Raw genomic sequence first — 15,728 nt, 5'->3', positions numbered from 1 at the left:
TACAGGGCGGGCGCCAAAGGGGAAGAGCAGGAACGGATACATTAGTGCTCAGGATGTGGTAAAGTCGCGCCTTCTTACCCAGAAACAAACCACTGCTTAGACCAAAGACAATAATAAGATAGCTCGGGGAAACGCATGAAAATTAGCAAGATTCTCGTAATATTCAGCCTGCTGATCATGACAGGTTGTGCATCCATGGGCATTGGCTCACGTCCACTGTCAGAGCTGACCCGCAATTACACCGACGACACGTCGAAGTTTCTCGCCGTTGATGATCTGGTCATTCATTATCGTGATGAAGGTCAGGGGCCAGCGCTGGTATTACTGCACGGTGTGGCGTCTTCATTACACACCTGGGATGGCTGGGTAGAAGAATTAAAAGATCGCTATCGCATCATTCGTATCGATATGCCAGCTCACGGCCTGACCGGTCCTGATCCTAAGCTGGAGCGTTACGAAATTGGCTATATGGTCGATAAGCTCGATAAGTTTCTGAAAAAAATTGGTGTGCGTAAGGCCTTTATGGCAGGTAATTCGCTCGGTGGTTATATTGCCTGGAACTATACGTTGCACCGCCCGGATCTGGTGGAAAAGCTGATTCTGATTGATGCTGCAGGTTACCCGCAGGATATGCCATTTATTATGAATTTTGCTGCGCTGCCGGTGATTGGTGAAATGAGCACCTTAATGATGCCGCGTTTTATCGTCTCGGCGAATGTGCATGAAGCGTACGGCGATGAAACCAAAGTCAGTGAAAGGCTGGTTAAGCGTTATCACGATCTGACGTTGCGCCCGGGCAACCGCAAGGGACTGGTAAATGTGTTCCGCACCATGAAAGAACAGAGTCAGAACCCTGGGTTGGGTGATCGGGTTAAAGAAATTCGTACGCCAACTCTGCTGATGTGGGGTGAGGAAGATCAATGGGTACCTCTTACTACCATGGAGCGATTCCGCGAAGACCTGCCGAACGCCCGTGTTATTACTTATGAAGGTGTTGGCCATATGCCAATGGAAGAACTGCCGCTGCAAACCGCGCGTGATGCTGCCGACTTCCTGCAAAACGGCCGGGCCGCCACTTTGCCGTACAAATCAGCCAACGGCGGTTAATTACAATCTGCCACATCAGCAATTATGTTGATGTGGCTTTGAGGAACAATGTGTGAGCAGTATCGTCTGGTACGACTACGAAACCTTTGGCGCCAGCCCTGCATGGGATCGTCCGGCGCAATTTGCAGCCATCCGCACGGATGAAGACCTGAACGAAATAGAGCAGCCGGTTGAGTTGTTCTGTAAGCCCGCGGACGATTACCTGCCGCACCCTCAGGCGGTTCTGATTACCGGCATTACTCCCCAGGATTGTCAGCAAAAAGGTTTGCCGGAGACCGATTTTATTCGCCAGGTTAACGAGGTGTTCAGTGTTCCGGGCACCTGCAGTGCAGGCTATAACAGCATTCGGTTCGACGATGAAGTAACCCGTTACGGCTTATACCGCAATTTTTATGACCCATATGCCCGTGAGTGGCAGGGCGGCAATAGTCGCTGGGATATTCTTGATGTTGCACGTTGTGCTTATGCATTACGTCCGGATGGCATCAATTGGCCGAAGAATGACGACGGCAAAGTCAGTTTTAAGCTAGAGCATTTAACGGCAGCAAACGGCCTGGATCATGGAAAGGCTCATGATGCGGTATCTGATGTACGCGCCACCATTGCTCTGGCACGGCTGATTAAAGACAAGCAACCTAAGCTCTATCAATATCTCTACCAGTTACGCACCAAGCAAAAAGTCGCAGAGTTGATTGATGTTCAGGGCAATAAGCCACTGATGCATATTTCCGGTATGTTTCCGGTCGAGCAGGGCTGCATGGCCGTGGTGGTGCCTTTATGCTGGCACCCGAGCAATAAAAACAGTGTCATTGTTTACGATTTACACCAGGACCCTGCGCCGTTGTTTGATCTGAGCGCCGAGGAAATTCAGCAGCGGGTATTCACTAAAACCGCAGATATGCCGGATGGCATGACACGTTTACCGCTGAAAGAAGTTCATATCAATAAGTCACCCGTGGTTGCACCGGCGAAAACACTGACGCCGGATCAGGCAGAACGCTGGAATTTATCCGGTGAAACGCTGCGCCAACACCTGGCGATGATTAAGAATGGAGCGGACTTAACCGCCAAACTGCATCAGGTATTCAGCAGTCGCGAATTCAGCGACAGCCCGGATGTTGATGCACGTTTATACAGCGGTTTCTTCTCGGCTCAGGATAAAAGTGCGATGAACGATTTACATCGGTTGTCGGACTGGGATCTGGCAGACTGGCCAGCCCCATTTGCAGACCCGCGTGGTGAAGAGATGTTATTTCGCTACCGCGCACGTAATTACCCGGATACCTTAAATGAAGACGAACGCGAGCGTTGGGAGCAACATCGCCAGGCGCGTTTGATTCAGGGAGTAGCTGATTCGCCGCTGTTAAATTACGAAAAATTCGCGCATGAATTACAGTTAGCGGCGCAGCAAGTTATGGATGATCCGGTAAAGCTGCAATGGATTCAGGATCTGCAGTTATACGCCGAATCGATTTTTCCTTACACTGACTACTGATCGCGGTTTTCAGAGCGTCAGTTCTGGTTGACCTTAAAGTCTGGGGGAATTAAGTATGCTCTATCGTGGAAGCTGTCATTGCGGATCGGTTCGGTTTCAGTTTGATGCCGACACCATCACATCGGGATTGCGCTGCAATTGCTCGTTGTGTGTGCGTAAAGGCGCCACTATGTCGTCTTTTGTATTGGCTCCGGATGAGCTGAGTATAGACATTTCTGGTGACTGTTTGTCGACCTATGAGTTTGGTAGCGACGTTGCGCAGCACCACTTTTGTAATCGCTGTGGTATCTACCCATTTCATCAGACACTGAGAAAGCCTGGCCATTACCGGATCAATCTGGGATGTATCCATGGCCTGGATGCTGCAGATCTGCCATTTGAAGTTTTTGACGGCGCCAGTCTGTAAGTTTTATCTCTGCTATAACGTACTTTATGGGTCTGCACTATAGTGGTGCGTGATTTAGTTTTCAGGCACGATATCAGTGCCTGATACTTTAAGCTCTTGCACCGTTATCCATCCGTTTTCTGAATTATTCTCCTGATTGGAAATTTCTTCGCACAAAAGCAGTGCCAGGAAATCCGCTTTCTTACTGGCGTCATAGCCTGATTTCGAGAAATTGCCTCTTTGTAGGGCGACAATTGTGACAAAGTTGGTACGCATTCTGCTAAAACGCTGCCAACAAGTTGCCAATGATATCAATGTCGCCTTTGTTAACTTTGCACTGCGCTGAAGCGGGGCACTTTCAAGTCGGCTTTGACAGAGCACCAGAATGGGTCGTCAGAACTCAGTGGTGTCCGGCTCAGAACAACACGAAAACTAAAGAGGAACTCAAGTGGAAAATCTTGACGTAACCAGTATCAACAGCGCAGTAGAAACTCTGATGCAGAGCGCTAACACCATGTTCATCCTGCTGGGTGCCATTATGGTTCTGGCGATGCACGCCGGTTTTGCTTTCTTGGAAGTGGGTACCGTTCGCCATAAGAACCAGGTAAACGCTCTGGTAAAAATCATCACCGATTTTGGTGTATCAACCCTGGCGTACTTCTTCATCGGTTATCAGATTGCTTACGGTATGGATTTCTTCGCCAGTGCCGCAGAGCTGACTGAAAACAATGGTTATGAGCTGGTTAAGTTTTTCTTCCTGTTAACTTTTGCGGCTGCGATTCCGGCGATTGTTTCTGGTGGTATTGCTGAGCGTGCTAAGTTCTACCCAATCCTGATTGCTTCTGCTTTAACAGTGGCGTTTGTATATCCGTTCTTTGAAGGCATGATCTGGAATGGCAACTACGGCTTCCAGGCCTGGTTAGAAGAGACCTTTGGCGCTCAATTCCATGATTTCGCTGGTTCTGTGGTTGTTCATGGCGTGGGTGGCTGGATTGCATTCGCTGCGGTTGCTCTGCTGGGTTCCCGTAAAGGCCGTTACCGCGATGGTCGTGTGGTTGCGTTTGCGCCGTCTAATATTCCTTTCCTGGCGCTGGGTGCCTGGGTACTGACCGTTGGCTGGTTCGGCTTTAACGTCATGTCGGCTCAGACTCTGGACGGTATCTCTGGTCTGGTTGCAGTAAACAGCCTGATGGCGATGGTTGGCGGTATTGTGGTTGCGATGGTTGTTGGTAAAAACGACCCTGGCTTTATCCATAACGGTCCGCTGGCGGGTCTGGTTGCTGTGTGTGCCGGTTCTGACTTGCTGCACCCAATTGGTGCTCTGTTTATCGGTGGTGTTGCCGGTGGTTTGTTCGTCTTTATCTTTACCCTGGCGCAGAACAAGTTCCCTAAATTCGACGACGTGTTAGGTGTATGGCCACTGCACGGTCTGTGTGGTGCCTGGGGTGGTATTGCTGCGGGTATCTTCGGTACCGAAGCGTTCGGTGGCCTAGGTGGTGTAACCTTTATGTCTCAGCTGGTTGGTACTCTGGCTGGTATCGCGGTTGCCCTGATTGGTGGTTTCCTGGTGTACGGTATGGTGAAAGCGGTATCTGGTATTCGTCTGGATGAAGAAGAAGAATACAACGGCGCCGATCTGTCGATTCACAAAATTGGTGCAACCAGCGACGCGGAATAAGCTCGTAAGCTGACAGCTCTGAAATAAAAAAACACCCTGAAGAGCAATCTCCAGGGTGTTTTTCGTTGAGTGTTTTGTAAATAGCTTGGATAATCAGCCCTGAACTGTGCGTAAGGGGAAGATCGTGATTTTTCGTTTCTTCTTTTGCGCTCGCTATAGCTAAAAAGGACTGACTGCATGACCTTCATTCAAAAGACTTTACTGGTCTTCTCATTTTTTACCCTCTTTTCTGCTGCTTCCTGGGCTGCGATTCCAGCGAATGAAGCCAATCAACTGATGACCCGGTCGGGTTATGTTGAACAAATGAAACAAATTCCTGACATGTTTGAAGGCATGATGGGTGCCCAATTGCAGCAGCTTGGCGACGATATTGATGCCGATGACCTGCAAACCATTCTGGGTATGGTGCGTGAATCCTATCAGGCGGAAATTGTTGTTACTTCAGCCGAAGAGGTGTTGGCTAAAAAACTTAATGAGGATGAAGCTCAGGCGCTGAAAACCTGGTTTAACACGCCACTGGGCAAGAAAATTTCGCGCCTCGAAGTGGAGGCATCGACTGCTGAAGCGCAGCAGGATATGCAAATGAACGCAGCTACGTTGATGGCTAACCAGAAACGTTTAGCGTTTGCCAAGCGCGTGGAAAAGCTGATCAATGCTACTGATGGGGCGTTGGCAACCCTGCGTTATGCATCCCTTGCCGGAATGAGTGCAACCTCGGCCATGCAGCCGGAAGATAAGCGTCCGGGGATGGAGTTTCTGGAGGCTCAGATTGACAGTCAGCTGCCAGTCATTCGTGTTCAGATTGAACAGGCGATGTGGCTGAATCTGGTGTATCCATATCGTTCACTGACTGATGCTGAGCTTGAGGCGTATGAGAACTTTCTGAAAACACCGGCGGCATTAAAGTACAACACGTTGTTGGTTAACGATCTTTATGATCACCTGGGCGAGCAAACCAAAGCGTTTTTCCAACGTCTGGTTACTTTCTTCCAGGCGAAGGGCTAGCTGCTCATTCAACAATCGTCTTAATTTAATTCACCGTCTTATGGTATCGCTGTCTGTAGAGTCCGGTTTTTCCTGAAGCTTGTAGTTTCTGAGACGTTTCAGAAACTGCGAGTTCTGCAGACAGAGTATTCTGCAGGCAGATGACTGCCACTTCTTTACCGAAAACTGTTTCCTTCTCATGCTGATGCGGCTTAGGCTGAAATAATCTTCTTATTGAGGGCTGGGAAATGGAATTTATCAAACGTTTTGTCTTCGTCATTGTGTGCCTTTTTGCTGCAATTGCCTGCTACACCTTCGGCATACCTCAGGGCGGGGTATTGTTCCTTATCGCTGGACTGGTATTCGAAGGTTTATTCTGGTTTGGTTTAGTCGGCAAGAAAAAACAGCCTAAGCACTGAGTTACTAAATACGAATGAAACGCTGACTGCTGTGACAACAGCGGCTCCGCGTTTTTTGACGAACCAATCAAGCCAGGGAAGTGTTGCTATGAAAATACTCTCACTGCTGATGCTGGCGATTGCGCTGGTCGCCTGCTCAACAACATCAGTTTTACAGTATCGACAGGCTCCGGATAGCCATGCCGCCGATTATCAGACGTTCTCAATACAAGCTATCCAAAAGGCCCGTGGTCTGAATATGTCGGCAATGGTCAAAGTCGGAAAAGCAATCAAATACGCACTTGAGCAAAAAGGGCTGCGGTACGTCGAACAGGGTGGTGAATTGCTGATTGAATACGGTGTTGGTATTCGTAATGTTAACTCAGTAAATATGCACTTTTATCCGCAAGGTCTGGGTACCCGTACTCAGCACGACGTTGAGTCCGCAACCATCGCCAAAATGGTGATTAATATCAATGATGTGGAACAACAGCGGTCAATCTGGTTGACCAGCGGTTCGGCCAGGATCGACGGCGAAGATAAATCTCAGCAGGAAATTAATGCAGAATTTATTGGTATTTTTTCTAATTTTGAATAAAAAAAGGGGCATTTAATGCCCCTTTTTTTATCAAGCAATCACCGAGTTAAAAACGAAACTCGCTGATTTTATTGTTGATGTCGACGGCCACCTGATCCAGTTCACTGCTGGCATTCTGAATTTCGGATGCTGCTTCGAGGATACCATCCGATAAATCTTTTACGTGGATAACATTTCTGTCGATCTCAGAGGTCACAGCGCTTTGTTGTTCTGCTGCGGTCGCAATCTGAGTACTCATCTCTTCCACCTGATCAATCAGATGTGAGACTTCATCCATTTGGTTGGCAGTGTTTTCTACCTTCTCCATGCTGTTTTCGGTTTCTGACTGAGATGCTTGTACTGATTGCTGAACAGCAGCGACCTGAGATTGCAATGATTGAATTTTATCGCGAATTTCATCGGTACTCTGCGCCGTGCGGCTGGCCAGTGTGCGCACTTCGTCGGCAACTACCGCGAATCCACGGCCTTGTTCGCCAGCGCGGGCGGCTTCAATGGCTGCATTCAGAGCAAGTAAGTTTGTTTGTTCGGCAATGGTTTGAATCACATCCAGTACGGCACCGATACTCTGGCTTTCCTGTTCCAGCTTTTCCAAATCATGAATTGCGCCATTCATGTTTTCGCTGAGCTGATAAATTGTTTGTCGAGCCTGGCGTGACATATCCTGGCTGTCTTTTACCCGGCTACGGGTATTCTTCATACTATCGGAAGCCAGCTCGGCATGACTTGCCACTTCAGCCACGGAGGCACTGACTTCTGTTGTGGCCGTTGCGGCGGAATTTACTTCTTCGTTCTGCTTGTGAACCTGGTCGGCAGTGCGGCCGGTCGTTTCTTTCATCAGATTGGAGTTACGGCTCAATGTATCTGCGGTATCTTTCATATTGCGGAAGAAACCGGCCAGTTGGGTGAATAGCTGGTTTAGCGCTTTACCAAGCTGGGCGAATTCATCATTACCACTGTCGCGGAAGTTAGCGTCAAGCTGGCGCTGGTCGGCGATGGTTTTGATTTTTCCAATAAAAACATCGATGGGTGCGGTAACCCGGACGCCAACCCAGAAACCAATCGCGATAACTGCTGCAGTAATGATGAGTGCAACCAGAATGGAGCTGCTAACCAGCTTATCGATCATAGCGGTGACACCAGCATATGCTTCCGTTTCATCAACTTCACTGATCAGCGCCCAGCGGGTGCCGAGAAAGTCTATGAACGTGAAGGCTGATAAGACGTTCACCTGGCGGTAGTCTTTAATGTGTTCGACACCTGATTGACCGGACAGTGCGGCGCTGGCAGTACTTGTGTTCACCGGTTGTAAGCCGATAGCGGAACCGCGTACATCAATCTCGCCAACTAACTGAGAAGGCATGCCTGCGTTATTCAGCGCTTGAATATAACCTGCCTTATCTTCAATCAGAAAACGGCTTTGACTTCGTAATGTACTATCCTGACCGATCAGATAGCTTTCGCCCGATTCTCCAAAACCAACGTCTTTCCATTGATTGTTGTTGGTCATGATGGCGTTAATTTCATCAACCGGCATTTGGAATATCAATACCCCGGTCAATTTCCCTTCTGTGTAGACTGGTGTAGAAATAAAAGAGGCTGGTGCTCCATAAGATGGCAGGTAAGGCTTAAAATCGATAAATGCTGCATTGCCGTTGCCGACCGACAACCCTTTTTGATAAGCCTCTGCAATACCCGAGTTAGAAAATGGTCCGCTTTTCAGCGACGTCGCGAAATCGACTTCTTTAAATACCGAATAAATAACATGGCCGTTTTCAGGCTCAATCAGAAAGATATCGTAATAGCCAAAGCGCTGTAAGAACTCATTCAGATACGGGTGCAGGGTTGCATGTAATTCATCGTACTCTGTACCGTTGGCAGCCGAGTTTAACTGATTTTTTTCACCCAGCGGATAACGGTTTTCTGCAATATATTCAGTCTGTAATGAGCGACTGATGCCACTTAGGCCATTGAAAATCTGTTGCGGATTTGCGCTTTTACCCTGATTGACTTGCTTGAAGTTGGAATCAAATTGCTGATCGTAAAAGGCTCTTAGCGGAGTGTTGTTCTGTGATGAAATTTGTTTATCAAAGTTGAAAAATGCACTGGTCATCAGCTGAGCAGATTGCTGGATCAGCGGGCTTTTACTGAGAGTGATAATTTGCGATTCAATTGTATTGAGGTATCGCTCAATACTTTTCTTGTTAAGATCCCGGCGGCTGATAAGACTTTGTTCAACTTGCTGTTGAGCACTGTGTTGAGAGGTTTCCATCGCGATGTTGCTACTGATCAGAATGCTCAGTATGACCGCCAATACCGCTGTGATTGTGACGGTTGCAATAACCTGATGTTTAACTTTCATATATGTCCTATTCGCTATCGGTTTTCTGGTGTTCATCCTTTGTCATTAAGATTAGAATAGTATTAGCAATTTGCATGCTGAATCTAAGCAAGTTTTGTAACCCTAAAACCAGTTACATTGTGGAGAAGGTGACTATGTCCCGCGAAGAACGCGATTTTTATGCTCGTACCGAAGAAGATCAAAACGACTTTTTGAGCCAGACCTGGTGCAACAACTGTATGGCGGCCGATCTTGGTATGAAAGAGCCTCAGGAATATGAACTGGATGGTGTGGTTTATATCGAAGGAAAATGTACTAAATGTGGTGAGCCAGTGGTAACCGAGATCGCCGACGAGTCTACTGACGGCGATTGGGACGACGAATAATTTGTTTAATCTGACTTCAGCAGTCGGATATTGTATCGACTGCTGAGATCATCATTTTTTATCCGTTTTTATTAATATACTTCAGAATTTCCACCACCTGTTGTGGTGTTTCGCATACAGCCAGCGCTGCGGCATCCACTTCTTTTAACGGATGGGTCAGAGAAGGATCGTGTTGTACGATCAATGATTTACCCAATGCTGCTGCGTAACCAGCATCAAAAGCTGCATTCCACTGCTTGTACTTGTCGCCAAAACGAACAACCACAATATCCGCATCTGCAATTAATTTGCGGGTACGCAACGCATTAATTTTTGCAGCTTTATGGTCTTTCCAGAAATTATTTTCTTCTTTGCCAAGAATTTCATCACCACAGTCATCTGATGCGGCATGATTGGTGTTTGGGCCAGTTAATTTTACTTTGAGTCCGGCTTCTTTGATACCTTTGGCAATATCATCTCGCCAGTCAGTATGAATTTCGCCCGATAAATAAACAGATAATTTCACGGTTTTTTCCTTAATTATTGGGGTTTTAAGCGTTGTTCTCGTCTGCTTTTTTCCAGCGGGTAAAAAGCATACTGCTGATAAATAAAATCATGCTAGCCAGTACCAAACCCCAGCCCCAACCAGAAGCACCCGGAGTAAAAGCCAGTAATACCGCAAGAATAAAATACAACATGCTCATGTAGCTTAACCACGCTGCCGATTTGTGAGCGCGTTTGATTAATCCGGGAATAAACAGCATGAGCGGTAAAATTTTAAACAGCCAAATGCCTGTGCCGGTTAAAACAAACATCAGTGTTGATTCGATGTTTTGCGGTGGGTTGCTGAAGGTTGATAGCAACAGAATCGTGATGATCGCCAGATAGCTGCTGAGCATCACCGAGTAGGCATAACTGGTGTTACGGCTCTCTGCAGTTTTCATGTGTTGTCCTCGGTGTTGAGACGGCTGGCCAGTCTGGCAATCCGATGACCTTGCGCCTGGCACAGCTCGGTTTCTGCTTTGCTCAGCGCTTTGTCGTTATCGGAACCTGACCAGTGACTGCTGCCATAAGGTGTGCCGCCGGATTCGGTACTGAGTAGGCCTGCTTCACTGTAGGGAATGCCAGCGAACACCATGCCGTGGTGTAACAGTGGCATCAACATAGTGAGTAAGGTTGCTTCCTGGCCGCCATGCAGAGATGACGATGAGGTAAACACACCAGCTGGCTTATCGATCAGGGCACCGGTCAGCCATAGGTTGGAAGTTGTGTCGAGGAAGTACTTTAACGGGGCTGCCATATTACCGAAGCGGGTAGGGCTGCCGAGTACCAGCCCGGAGCAATGTTTCAGGTCGTCGATCGAGCAGTAGACGGCGCCGGAGTCCGGAATTGATGGTGCTGTTGCTTCGGTGTCCGGTGAGATTTCAGGCACGGTGCGCAACCGGGCACTCATGCCACTGTGCTGCTCGATACCACGTGCAACCTGGCGAGCCATTGCTTCGGTTTTGCCACGGCGGCTGTAATACAGCACTAAAACGTAAGGCGCTTCAGCCATCAGATAATCTCCAGCACCTGCTCCGGTGGACGACCGATACGCGCGGCATCGCCATTAATCACAATCGGACGCTCAATCAGTTTTGGCGAAGCGATCATCGCAGCGATGATGGCGTCGTCCGATAGGCTGTCGTCAGCCAGGTTGTGTTCTTTGTAGGCGTCTTCTTTAGTGCGTAACAGTTCACGCGCGCTTATTCCCAGCTTGGTTAACACAGCTTTCAATTCGCCAGCGGCTGGTACCTGCTTAAGATATTCGATAACCTCCGGCTCGATGCCTTTTTCTTGTAATAGCGCCAGGGTCTGGCGGGATTTCGAGCAGCGTGGATTGTGGTAAATCTGAATGTCGCTCATGCTGAGGCGTCCTGTAACTGGTTGAAATGGCGTGCATTGTATCACCTCGCAGGTGCAACCACCCAGTTTTGTCAGGCCAGAGAAATGCCTTTCTGGCCATGGTTTCTGAGGGATTTATGGCGAATAACAGCTTGATTCAACTCCTGTGGCGCAGTCTCAAACGTTTTGAGCGCGAAGAGCGGCGCCGGGATGCCGCGGCACTGACATATACCACGCTGTTTGCTTTGGTGCCGGTAATCACCGTCAGTTATTCGATCCTCAGTGCAATTCCGGCATTACAGAGCTGGGGAGAACAGGCAAATCAACAATTGCTGGCGTATGTGATGCCCGAAGGCAGCAGTGTGATTTCTGATTATCTGACTCAGTTCAGTCAGCAGGCGCGGCAATTAACCTGGTTTGGTGTGCCTTTCTTATTTGTGACAGCGTTTATGCTGCTGCGTACCATTGAAATGCAATTTAACCGCATCTGGAATGTCAGTAACCCGCGTTCTGGTATGCAGACGTTTCTGCGCTACTGGGCGGTGTTAAGTCTTGGCCCGTTATTATTTGGTGCCGCCTTTGCTGCCAGTTCACTGCTGGCTTCGGTCAGGTTATTTGGTGATGCCGCGGCCATGGTACCGGGAGCGGCGCGGCTGATTCCGTGGGCATTAAGTGCGCTTGCGCTGACCTCGCTTTATATGCTGGTACCAAACTGCAAAGTACCCTGGAAACATGCATTGTTGGCGGCCATTTTGGTGGCAACCGTATTCGAAGCGGCCAAATTTCTGTTTGGCCGTATTATGGGAATGTTTCCTTCTTATCAGTTAATTTACGGTGCCTTTGCTGCCGTACCGCTGTTTTTATTGTGGATGTATCTTGGTTGGATGTTGCTGATTCTTGGCGCTGAGGTGAGTTTTGCGTTTAGCCACCGTCAGCAACACAGTCGTCACAGTGAGCCGTTACTGTTGCGACTGAATATCATCAGCCAGCTGCTGGCAGCGCAAAACAACAGTGAGCCGTTGGATCAGCAAAAACTTGAGTTGCTTCTGTGTGAAGATGATCTTGAACAAATTGAAGTGTTTGTGCGTTATGCCGAGCAGCAGCTGTGGCTGAAAGTCTCCCATGAAAACGAGCTGTTATGGATTCGTGACCCACAGCAACTGATGATTCGCGACCTGGTGAGTGATCTGAATATCAGTCAGCTGGACCAGCAACATGAAGTTAATCAAAGTCTGAAAGATTGGCGTCAGGGATTGATTCAGAGCATGAAAAACAGCCTCGACCAGCCTGTTGCCGGCTTGTTAACTGGCCTAACAAAAGGGAATGTGGCTAAAATGCCGCAAAATTTATAAGGATAGCGCTGAATGAATAACAGTATTCAGGAGCCGGAAATCGAATCTACGGCGGATAATCAGGCGCCGGATTTGGGGGCTGCTTCATTAACGTTAAAAGTTCATCCATGGCGATCTTCGCTCTACGAAGAACTGCATAACCGACCGTCTCCCATTATTCATGGCAACTGCCAGGTTGCTCATTTTACAGTGTTGCTGAATGACAACCGTCAGGCGTTACACGACCACGTCGTTGATTTGTGCAAGCGCTTCAGTGTGCCGGCACCGGGACCAGATTCCTCTTGTTTGTACCAGGATTTCGGCGGTTTTGAGCTGCGTTGGGAGCGTCATCTGGAGTTTGCCAACTTCACCTTTATTTGCCCGGATGTTGAGCCATTTTCATCCGAAGCGCTGAACTTTATTCCTAAAGACTGGCTGGCGGGTATTCCCGGAGAGCTGGTGGTAGCGGTTCAGATGGCGGTGGTTGATGCCGCGCCGGAAGGCAAAGATTTACATCGCTGGTTTGAAGGTCAGCGGGCGTCAGGTTCCAGGGTGGCTGAAGAAAAAGCTCAGGTTTGGACCGCATTCAAACTGCACAACGACGGATTTGGTCGCATCGTTACCTGTAATCAGGGCCTGACGCCGTATCAGACCGGTCGTCTGGTACAGCGTCTGTTTGAACTGGAAACCTACCGCATGATGTCGTTGATGGCGCTGCCTATTGCCCGTCAGATGGGTGGTGAGCTCAGCCGGATTGAAGAAGGTCTTGCGACGCTGAACCAGAGTATTTCTGATATTGATGCGGATAAAGACGAACGGGTTCTGTTGCAGGAATTGTCTATGCTCGCAGCAGAGGTCGAGCGCCTGCGTTCTGATACCAACTTTCGTTTTGCTGCGGCGGTGGCGTATCACGATCTGGTGCGTGACCGCCTAGATCAATTAAAAGAAACCCCGATTAACGGTGTGCAAAGCCTGCGGGAATTTCTTGAACGACGGTTAACACCAGGCATTAAGACCTGTAACTCTGTTCGTGACCGGTTGGAGGATTTGTCACGACGTATTCACCGTACCACCAGTATGTTGCGTACCCGTGTTGAGTTATCGATCCAGGAGCAAAACCAAACGCTGCTGTCATCAATGAACCGCCGCAGCCAGCTGCAACTGCGTTTGCAGCAAACCGTTGAAGGTTTATCGGTGGTGGCGATTGGTTACTATATTCTGGCGTTACTGGGGATTGGTTTTGATGGCATCAAGGCCGCCGGAATCGACACCATGAACTCTGACCTGTTTAAAGGTATTGCGCTGCCAATCGTATTGGCGGTTGTTTATCTTGGGGTGCACAGCCTGCGTCAGCATATTACCAAAAATAATCGTGGCAGCTCGTCTTTGGAGCCTGAAAGTAACGATTAGTCTCGCACTCATAAAAAGCGGCAAATTATCGTCACGAGTAGGCGGTAAATGGCCGCTTTTTTATTTAACCCTATGAAAAATAGCTAAAAATCCGCCTTGGCTTGGGAATTGCTGTAGCTCTCTGATAGTTCGTTTTCAGGTCAGTTTTATGGATATCAATCCAAATTCTTCAGGCAAAAGCCCGCTAACCAGCACCAGTAGTCAGGTTCCTGAACCTGCGGCGCGTCGTTTAATCGACCGGCTTAATTCCCAGGGAAATAATGAGCAGGTTTCTATTTCTTATAAAGCACAGAAGCTGGATTTAATTCGGGCTGAATTTTTCTCATCAACCATCCGCTCAGATCAGATTCCTGCGCTGACCCAGCGTTTATTCGAGGATGGTCTGATTAACAGTGAGCAACTTCAATCACTCGGTGGCTTCAGTAGTACGCCGGTTTCTGCGGTTTCGGAATCCGTTCATTTTCTCAATAATTTTATTCTCAACGAGTCGGTTGATGGTGATACCGAAGGTGCAAAATCATTACTGTCTGCCCTTGAGGTGATCGAGCAAATGAATGCCCCAGCCACAGCTGGTCGGCGAGAACAGGAAAAACAGGCGCTGGAATTTGTCGGCAACTACACTGAAATGCTCAAAGAAACCGAAGCTCCGGCCGATATCATTAAAGGCTTCGAAAAAGTCACAGAGGTGTTGGTGACATTAAATAAAGTTCGCAGCAATGAAGCAAAAACCGGAGCACTGGCAAGTTATGCCAGTGTTGAAGAAGCGCACAAGGCGCTTTACGAAGACAAGCCAAAACAAGGTAATAACTCTGCTTAACCAGCCTGGTTGCAGCATATTGGCAGAGGGGCATGACATAGGTGAAATATTTTATGCGGTTTAAGCAATTATTAATGGCGGCTGCCTTGGTAGCTTCTGCTGGGCAGGTGTCAGCCAATGGTTTGTTGCTGACTTCGGAAGGGCCGGGTAGCCCGGATGCCGGTGTCGGCAGTAAATTTTCCAGCAGTCAGGTGAGTGTAACCCTGCCATTAGAGGTAAAGCGCAACCGGCGAGAATCGGTATCCAGCTATCTGCATCTTGATCAGACCAGTTTTAAACTGGCAGGGGCGAATATTGCCCGTAATGACTATTACTGGTTTTCCGTTCCTATTCATTATCAGCAGCGCCGTGATCGCAACAATGAATTTCTTATTCAGGTTGAACCGGGATTGATGACAGATCTGAAAAGTCTGGAATCAGATTCTCTGGCCGCCAATCTGGAAGTCTATGGCAGACGTTATCGTCGCGGTGGTGGCTTCTGGCAATTTGGCGTGGTGATTGATCGCGCCTTTGGTGATCTGAACCCGAGACCGGCGGTTGCAACGTCGTTCCAGAGCAGTAAGCAAACCCGGGTACTGTTGGGTTTTCCACGCACGAAGGTAACAACGCAGTGGAGCAGTTCTTTAACGTCATTTCTGCATATCCGTCCGGCCGGAGGTGTCTGGCGGGAGGAAATTACCGGTCAGCAGGGCGCGTTTAAGGTGTCTTACCGTAATTGGCGAATTGGTGCGGGTGGCGAGTTTCACTGGCGCAAGCACTTATGGCTAACGGCAGAAATTGGTCAGACACGACTGCGCACGATTAAGGCGTCGGACAACACCGGAGCACAGCAAACGTCTCGTCCCGGAGATGATGCCTATACCCAGTTCGGACTGAGCGTTAAGTTCTGATTATTATCGTTTAAAGAAAAACGGCCACCTTGTTAGGGTGGCCGTTTT

The 15,728-nt window shown here is 48.6% G+C and carries 18 protein-coding genes; 12 read left to right on the top strand and 6 right to left on the bottom strand.

Annotation, left to right across the window (positions count from 1 at the left end; genetic code table 11):
• Positions 1–135 precede the first annotated feature (135 nt).
• From ACOQOZ_RS05870 to ACOQOZ_RS05860, 3 genes are read left to right on the top strand one after another with little or no spacing between them, the layout of a single operon-like run.
• Entirely contained in the window at positions 136–1,107 is a 972-nt protein-coding gene (locus ACOQOZ_RS05870; protein WP_420591347.1) for an alpha/beta fold hydrolase, read from the top strand.
• A 52-nt stretch (positions 1,108–1,159) separates the two neighbouring features.
• The gene (sbcB, locus tag ACOQOZ_RS05865) at positions 1,160–2,602 is read left to right on the top strand and encodes an exodeoxyribonuclease I (protein ID WP_420591346.1); all 1,443 of its coding nucleotides are present in this window, start codon (positions 1,160–1,162) and stop codon (positions 2,600–2,602) included.
• A 55-nt stretch (positions 2,603–2,657) separates the two neighbouring features.
• A complete protein-coding gene (locus ACOQOZ_RS05860; RefSeq protein ID WP_420591345.1) occupies positions 2,658–3,008 on the top strand; it encodes a GFA family protein in 351 nt (116 codons plus the stop codon).
• A 54-nt stretch (positions 3,009–3,062) separates the two neighbouring features.
• Here ACOQOZ_RS05860 and ACOQOZ_RS05855 read toward each other — a convergent pair whose 3' ends face one another.
• Positions 3,063–3,263: a hypothetical protein gene (locus ACOQOZ_RS05855; RefSeq protein ID WP_420591344.1), complete on the bottom strand. Its 201-nt coding sequence runs from the start codon at positions 3,261–3,263 to the stop codon at positions 3,063–3,065.
• 220 nt (positions 3,264–3,483) lie between these two features.
• On the opposite strand from ACOQOZ_RS05855, the gene ACOQOZ_RS05850 reads away from it, so the two are divergent.
• From ACOQOZ_RS05850 to ACOQOZ_RS05835, 4 genes are all read left to right on the top strand, one after another.
• Entirely contained in the window at positions 3,484–4,665 is a 1,182-nt protein-coding gene (locus tag ACOQOZ_RS05850; protein ID WP_420592398.1) for an ammonium transporter, read from the top strand.
• Positions 4,666–4,842: 177 nt separating this feature from the next.
• A complete protein-coding gene (locus ACOQOZ_RS05845; RefSeq protein WP_420591343.1) occupies positions 4,843–5,670 on the top strand; it encodes a DUF2059 domain-containing protein in 828 nt (275 codons plus the stop codon).
• A 227-nt stretch (positions 5,671–5,897) separates the two neighbouring features.
• Complete coding sequence (locus ACOQOZ_RS05840; protein ID WP_420591342.1) at positions 5,898–6,068, top strand: hypothetical protein; 171 nt, start codon at positions 5,898–5,900, stop codon at positions 6,066–6,068.
• Between the two features lie 88 nt (positions 6,069–6,156).
• Entirely contained in the window at positions 6,157–6,645 is a 489-nt protein-coding gene (locus tag ACOQOZ_RS05835; RefSeq protein ID WP_420591341.1) for a DUF4136 domain-containing protein, read from the top strand.
• Between the two features lie 46 nt (positions 6,646–6,691).
• On the opposite strand, the gene ACOQOZ_RS05830 is transcribed toward ACOQOZ_RS05835, so the two are convergent.
• Positions 6,692–9,004 (bottom strand): methyl-accepting chemotaxis protein, encoded by a 2,313-nt coding sequence (locus tag ACOQOZ_RS05830; RefSeq protein ID WP_420591340.1) that lies wholly within the window; start codon positions 9,002–9,004, stop codon positions 6,692–6,694.
• A gap of 134 nt (positions 9,005–9,138) precedes the next feature.
• On the opposite strand from ACOQOZ_RS05830, the gene ACOQOZ_RS05825 reads away from it, so the two are divergent.
• Entirely contained in the window at positions 9,139–9,369 is a 231-nt protein-coding gene (locus tag ACOQOZ_RS05825) for a hypothetical protein (RefSeq protein ID WP_420591339.1), read from the top strand.
• A 58-nt stretch (positions 9,370–9,427) separates the two neighbouring features.
• On the opposite strand, the gene ACOQOZ_RS05820 is transcribed toward ACOQOZ_RS05825, so the two are convergent.
• Genes ACOQOZ_RS05820 through arsC form a run of 4 tightly spaced genes read right to left on the bottom strand, consistent with a single transcriptional unit; the run spans position 9,428 to position 11,253 of the window.
• The gene (locus tag ACOQOZ_RS05820; RefSeq protein WP_420591338.1) at positions 9,428–9,874 is read right to left on the bottom strand and encodes a YtoQ family protein; all 447 of its coding nucleotides are present in this window, start codon (positions 9,872–9,874) and stop codon (positions 9,428–9,430) included.
• A gap of 25 nt (positions 9,875–9,899) precedes the next feature.
• A complete protein-coding gene (locus ACOQOZ_RS05815; RefSeq protein WP_420591337.1) occupies positions 9,900–10,292 on the bottom strand; it encodes a DUF2069 domain-containing protein in 393 nt (130 codons plus the stop codon).
• On the bottom strand, positions 10,289–10,903 hold the full coding sequence (gene wrbA / locus ACOQOZ_RS05810) for an NAD(P)H:quinone oxidoreductase (RefSeq protein ID WP_420591336.1): 615 nt from the start codon (positions 10,901–10,903) through the stop codon (positions 10,289–10,291). The genes ACOQOZ_RS05815 and wrbA overlap by 4 nt, the downstream gene beginning before the upstream one ends.
• Positions 10,903–11,253 (bottom strand): arsenate reductase (glutaredoxin), encoded by a 351-nt coding sequence (gene arsC / locus ACOQOZ_RS05805; protein ID WP_420591335.1) that lies wholly within the window; start codon positions 11,251–11,253, stop codon positions 10,903–10,905. The genes wrbA and arsC overlap by 1 nt, the downstream gene beginning before the upstream one ends.
• A 116-nt stretch (positions 11,254–11,369) precedes the next feature.
• Here arsC and ACOQOZ_RS05800 point away from each other — a divergent pair, with 116 nt between their 5' ends.
• The 4 genes from ACOQOZ_RS05800 (at position 11,370) to ACOQOZ_RS05785 (ending at position 15,680) form a co-directional block, all read left to right on the top strand.
• A complete protein-coding gene (locus ACOQOZ_RS05800) occupies positions 11,370–12,584 on the top strand; it encodes a YihY family inner membrane protein (RefSeq protein WP_420591334.1) in 1,215 nt (404 codons plus the stop codon).
• A gap of 12 nt (positions 12,585–12,596) precedes the next feature.
• Complete coding sequence (locus tag ACOQOZ_RS05795) at positions 12,597–13,973, top strand: DUF3422 family protein (RefSeq protein WP_420591333.1); 1,377 nt, start codon at positions 12,597–12,599, stop codon at positions 13,971–13,973.
• Positions 13,974–14,121: 148 nt separating this feature from the next.
• Positions 14,122–14,790, top strand: coding sequence for a hypothetical protein (locus ACOQOZ_RS05790; protein WP_420591332.1), 669 nt, complete (start codon positions 14,122–14,124; stop codon positions 14,788–14,790).
• A gap of 53 nt (positions 14,791–14,843) precedes the next feature.
• Positions 14,844–15,680 carry a DUF6268 family outer membrane beta-barrel protein gene (locus ACOQOZ_RS05785; RefSeq protein WP_420591331.1) on the top strand — a complete coding sequence of 279 codons (837 nt, stop codon included), beginning with the start codon at positions 14,844–14,846 and terminating at the stop codon, positions 15,678–15,680.
• Positions 15,681–15,728 lie beyond the last annotated feature (48 nt).

Origin of the sequence: Bacterioplanoides sp. (genome assembly GCF_965219715.1) — a bacterium.
In the GTDB taxonomy this organism is placed as follows: Bacteria; Pseudomonadota; Gammaproteobacteria; order Pseudomonadales; family Oceanobacteraceae; genus Bacterioplanoides.
This window is presented reverse-complemented; position numbering and strand designations above follow the sequence as displayed.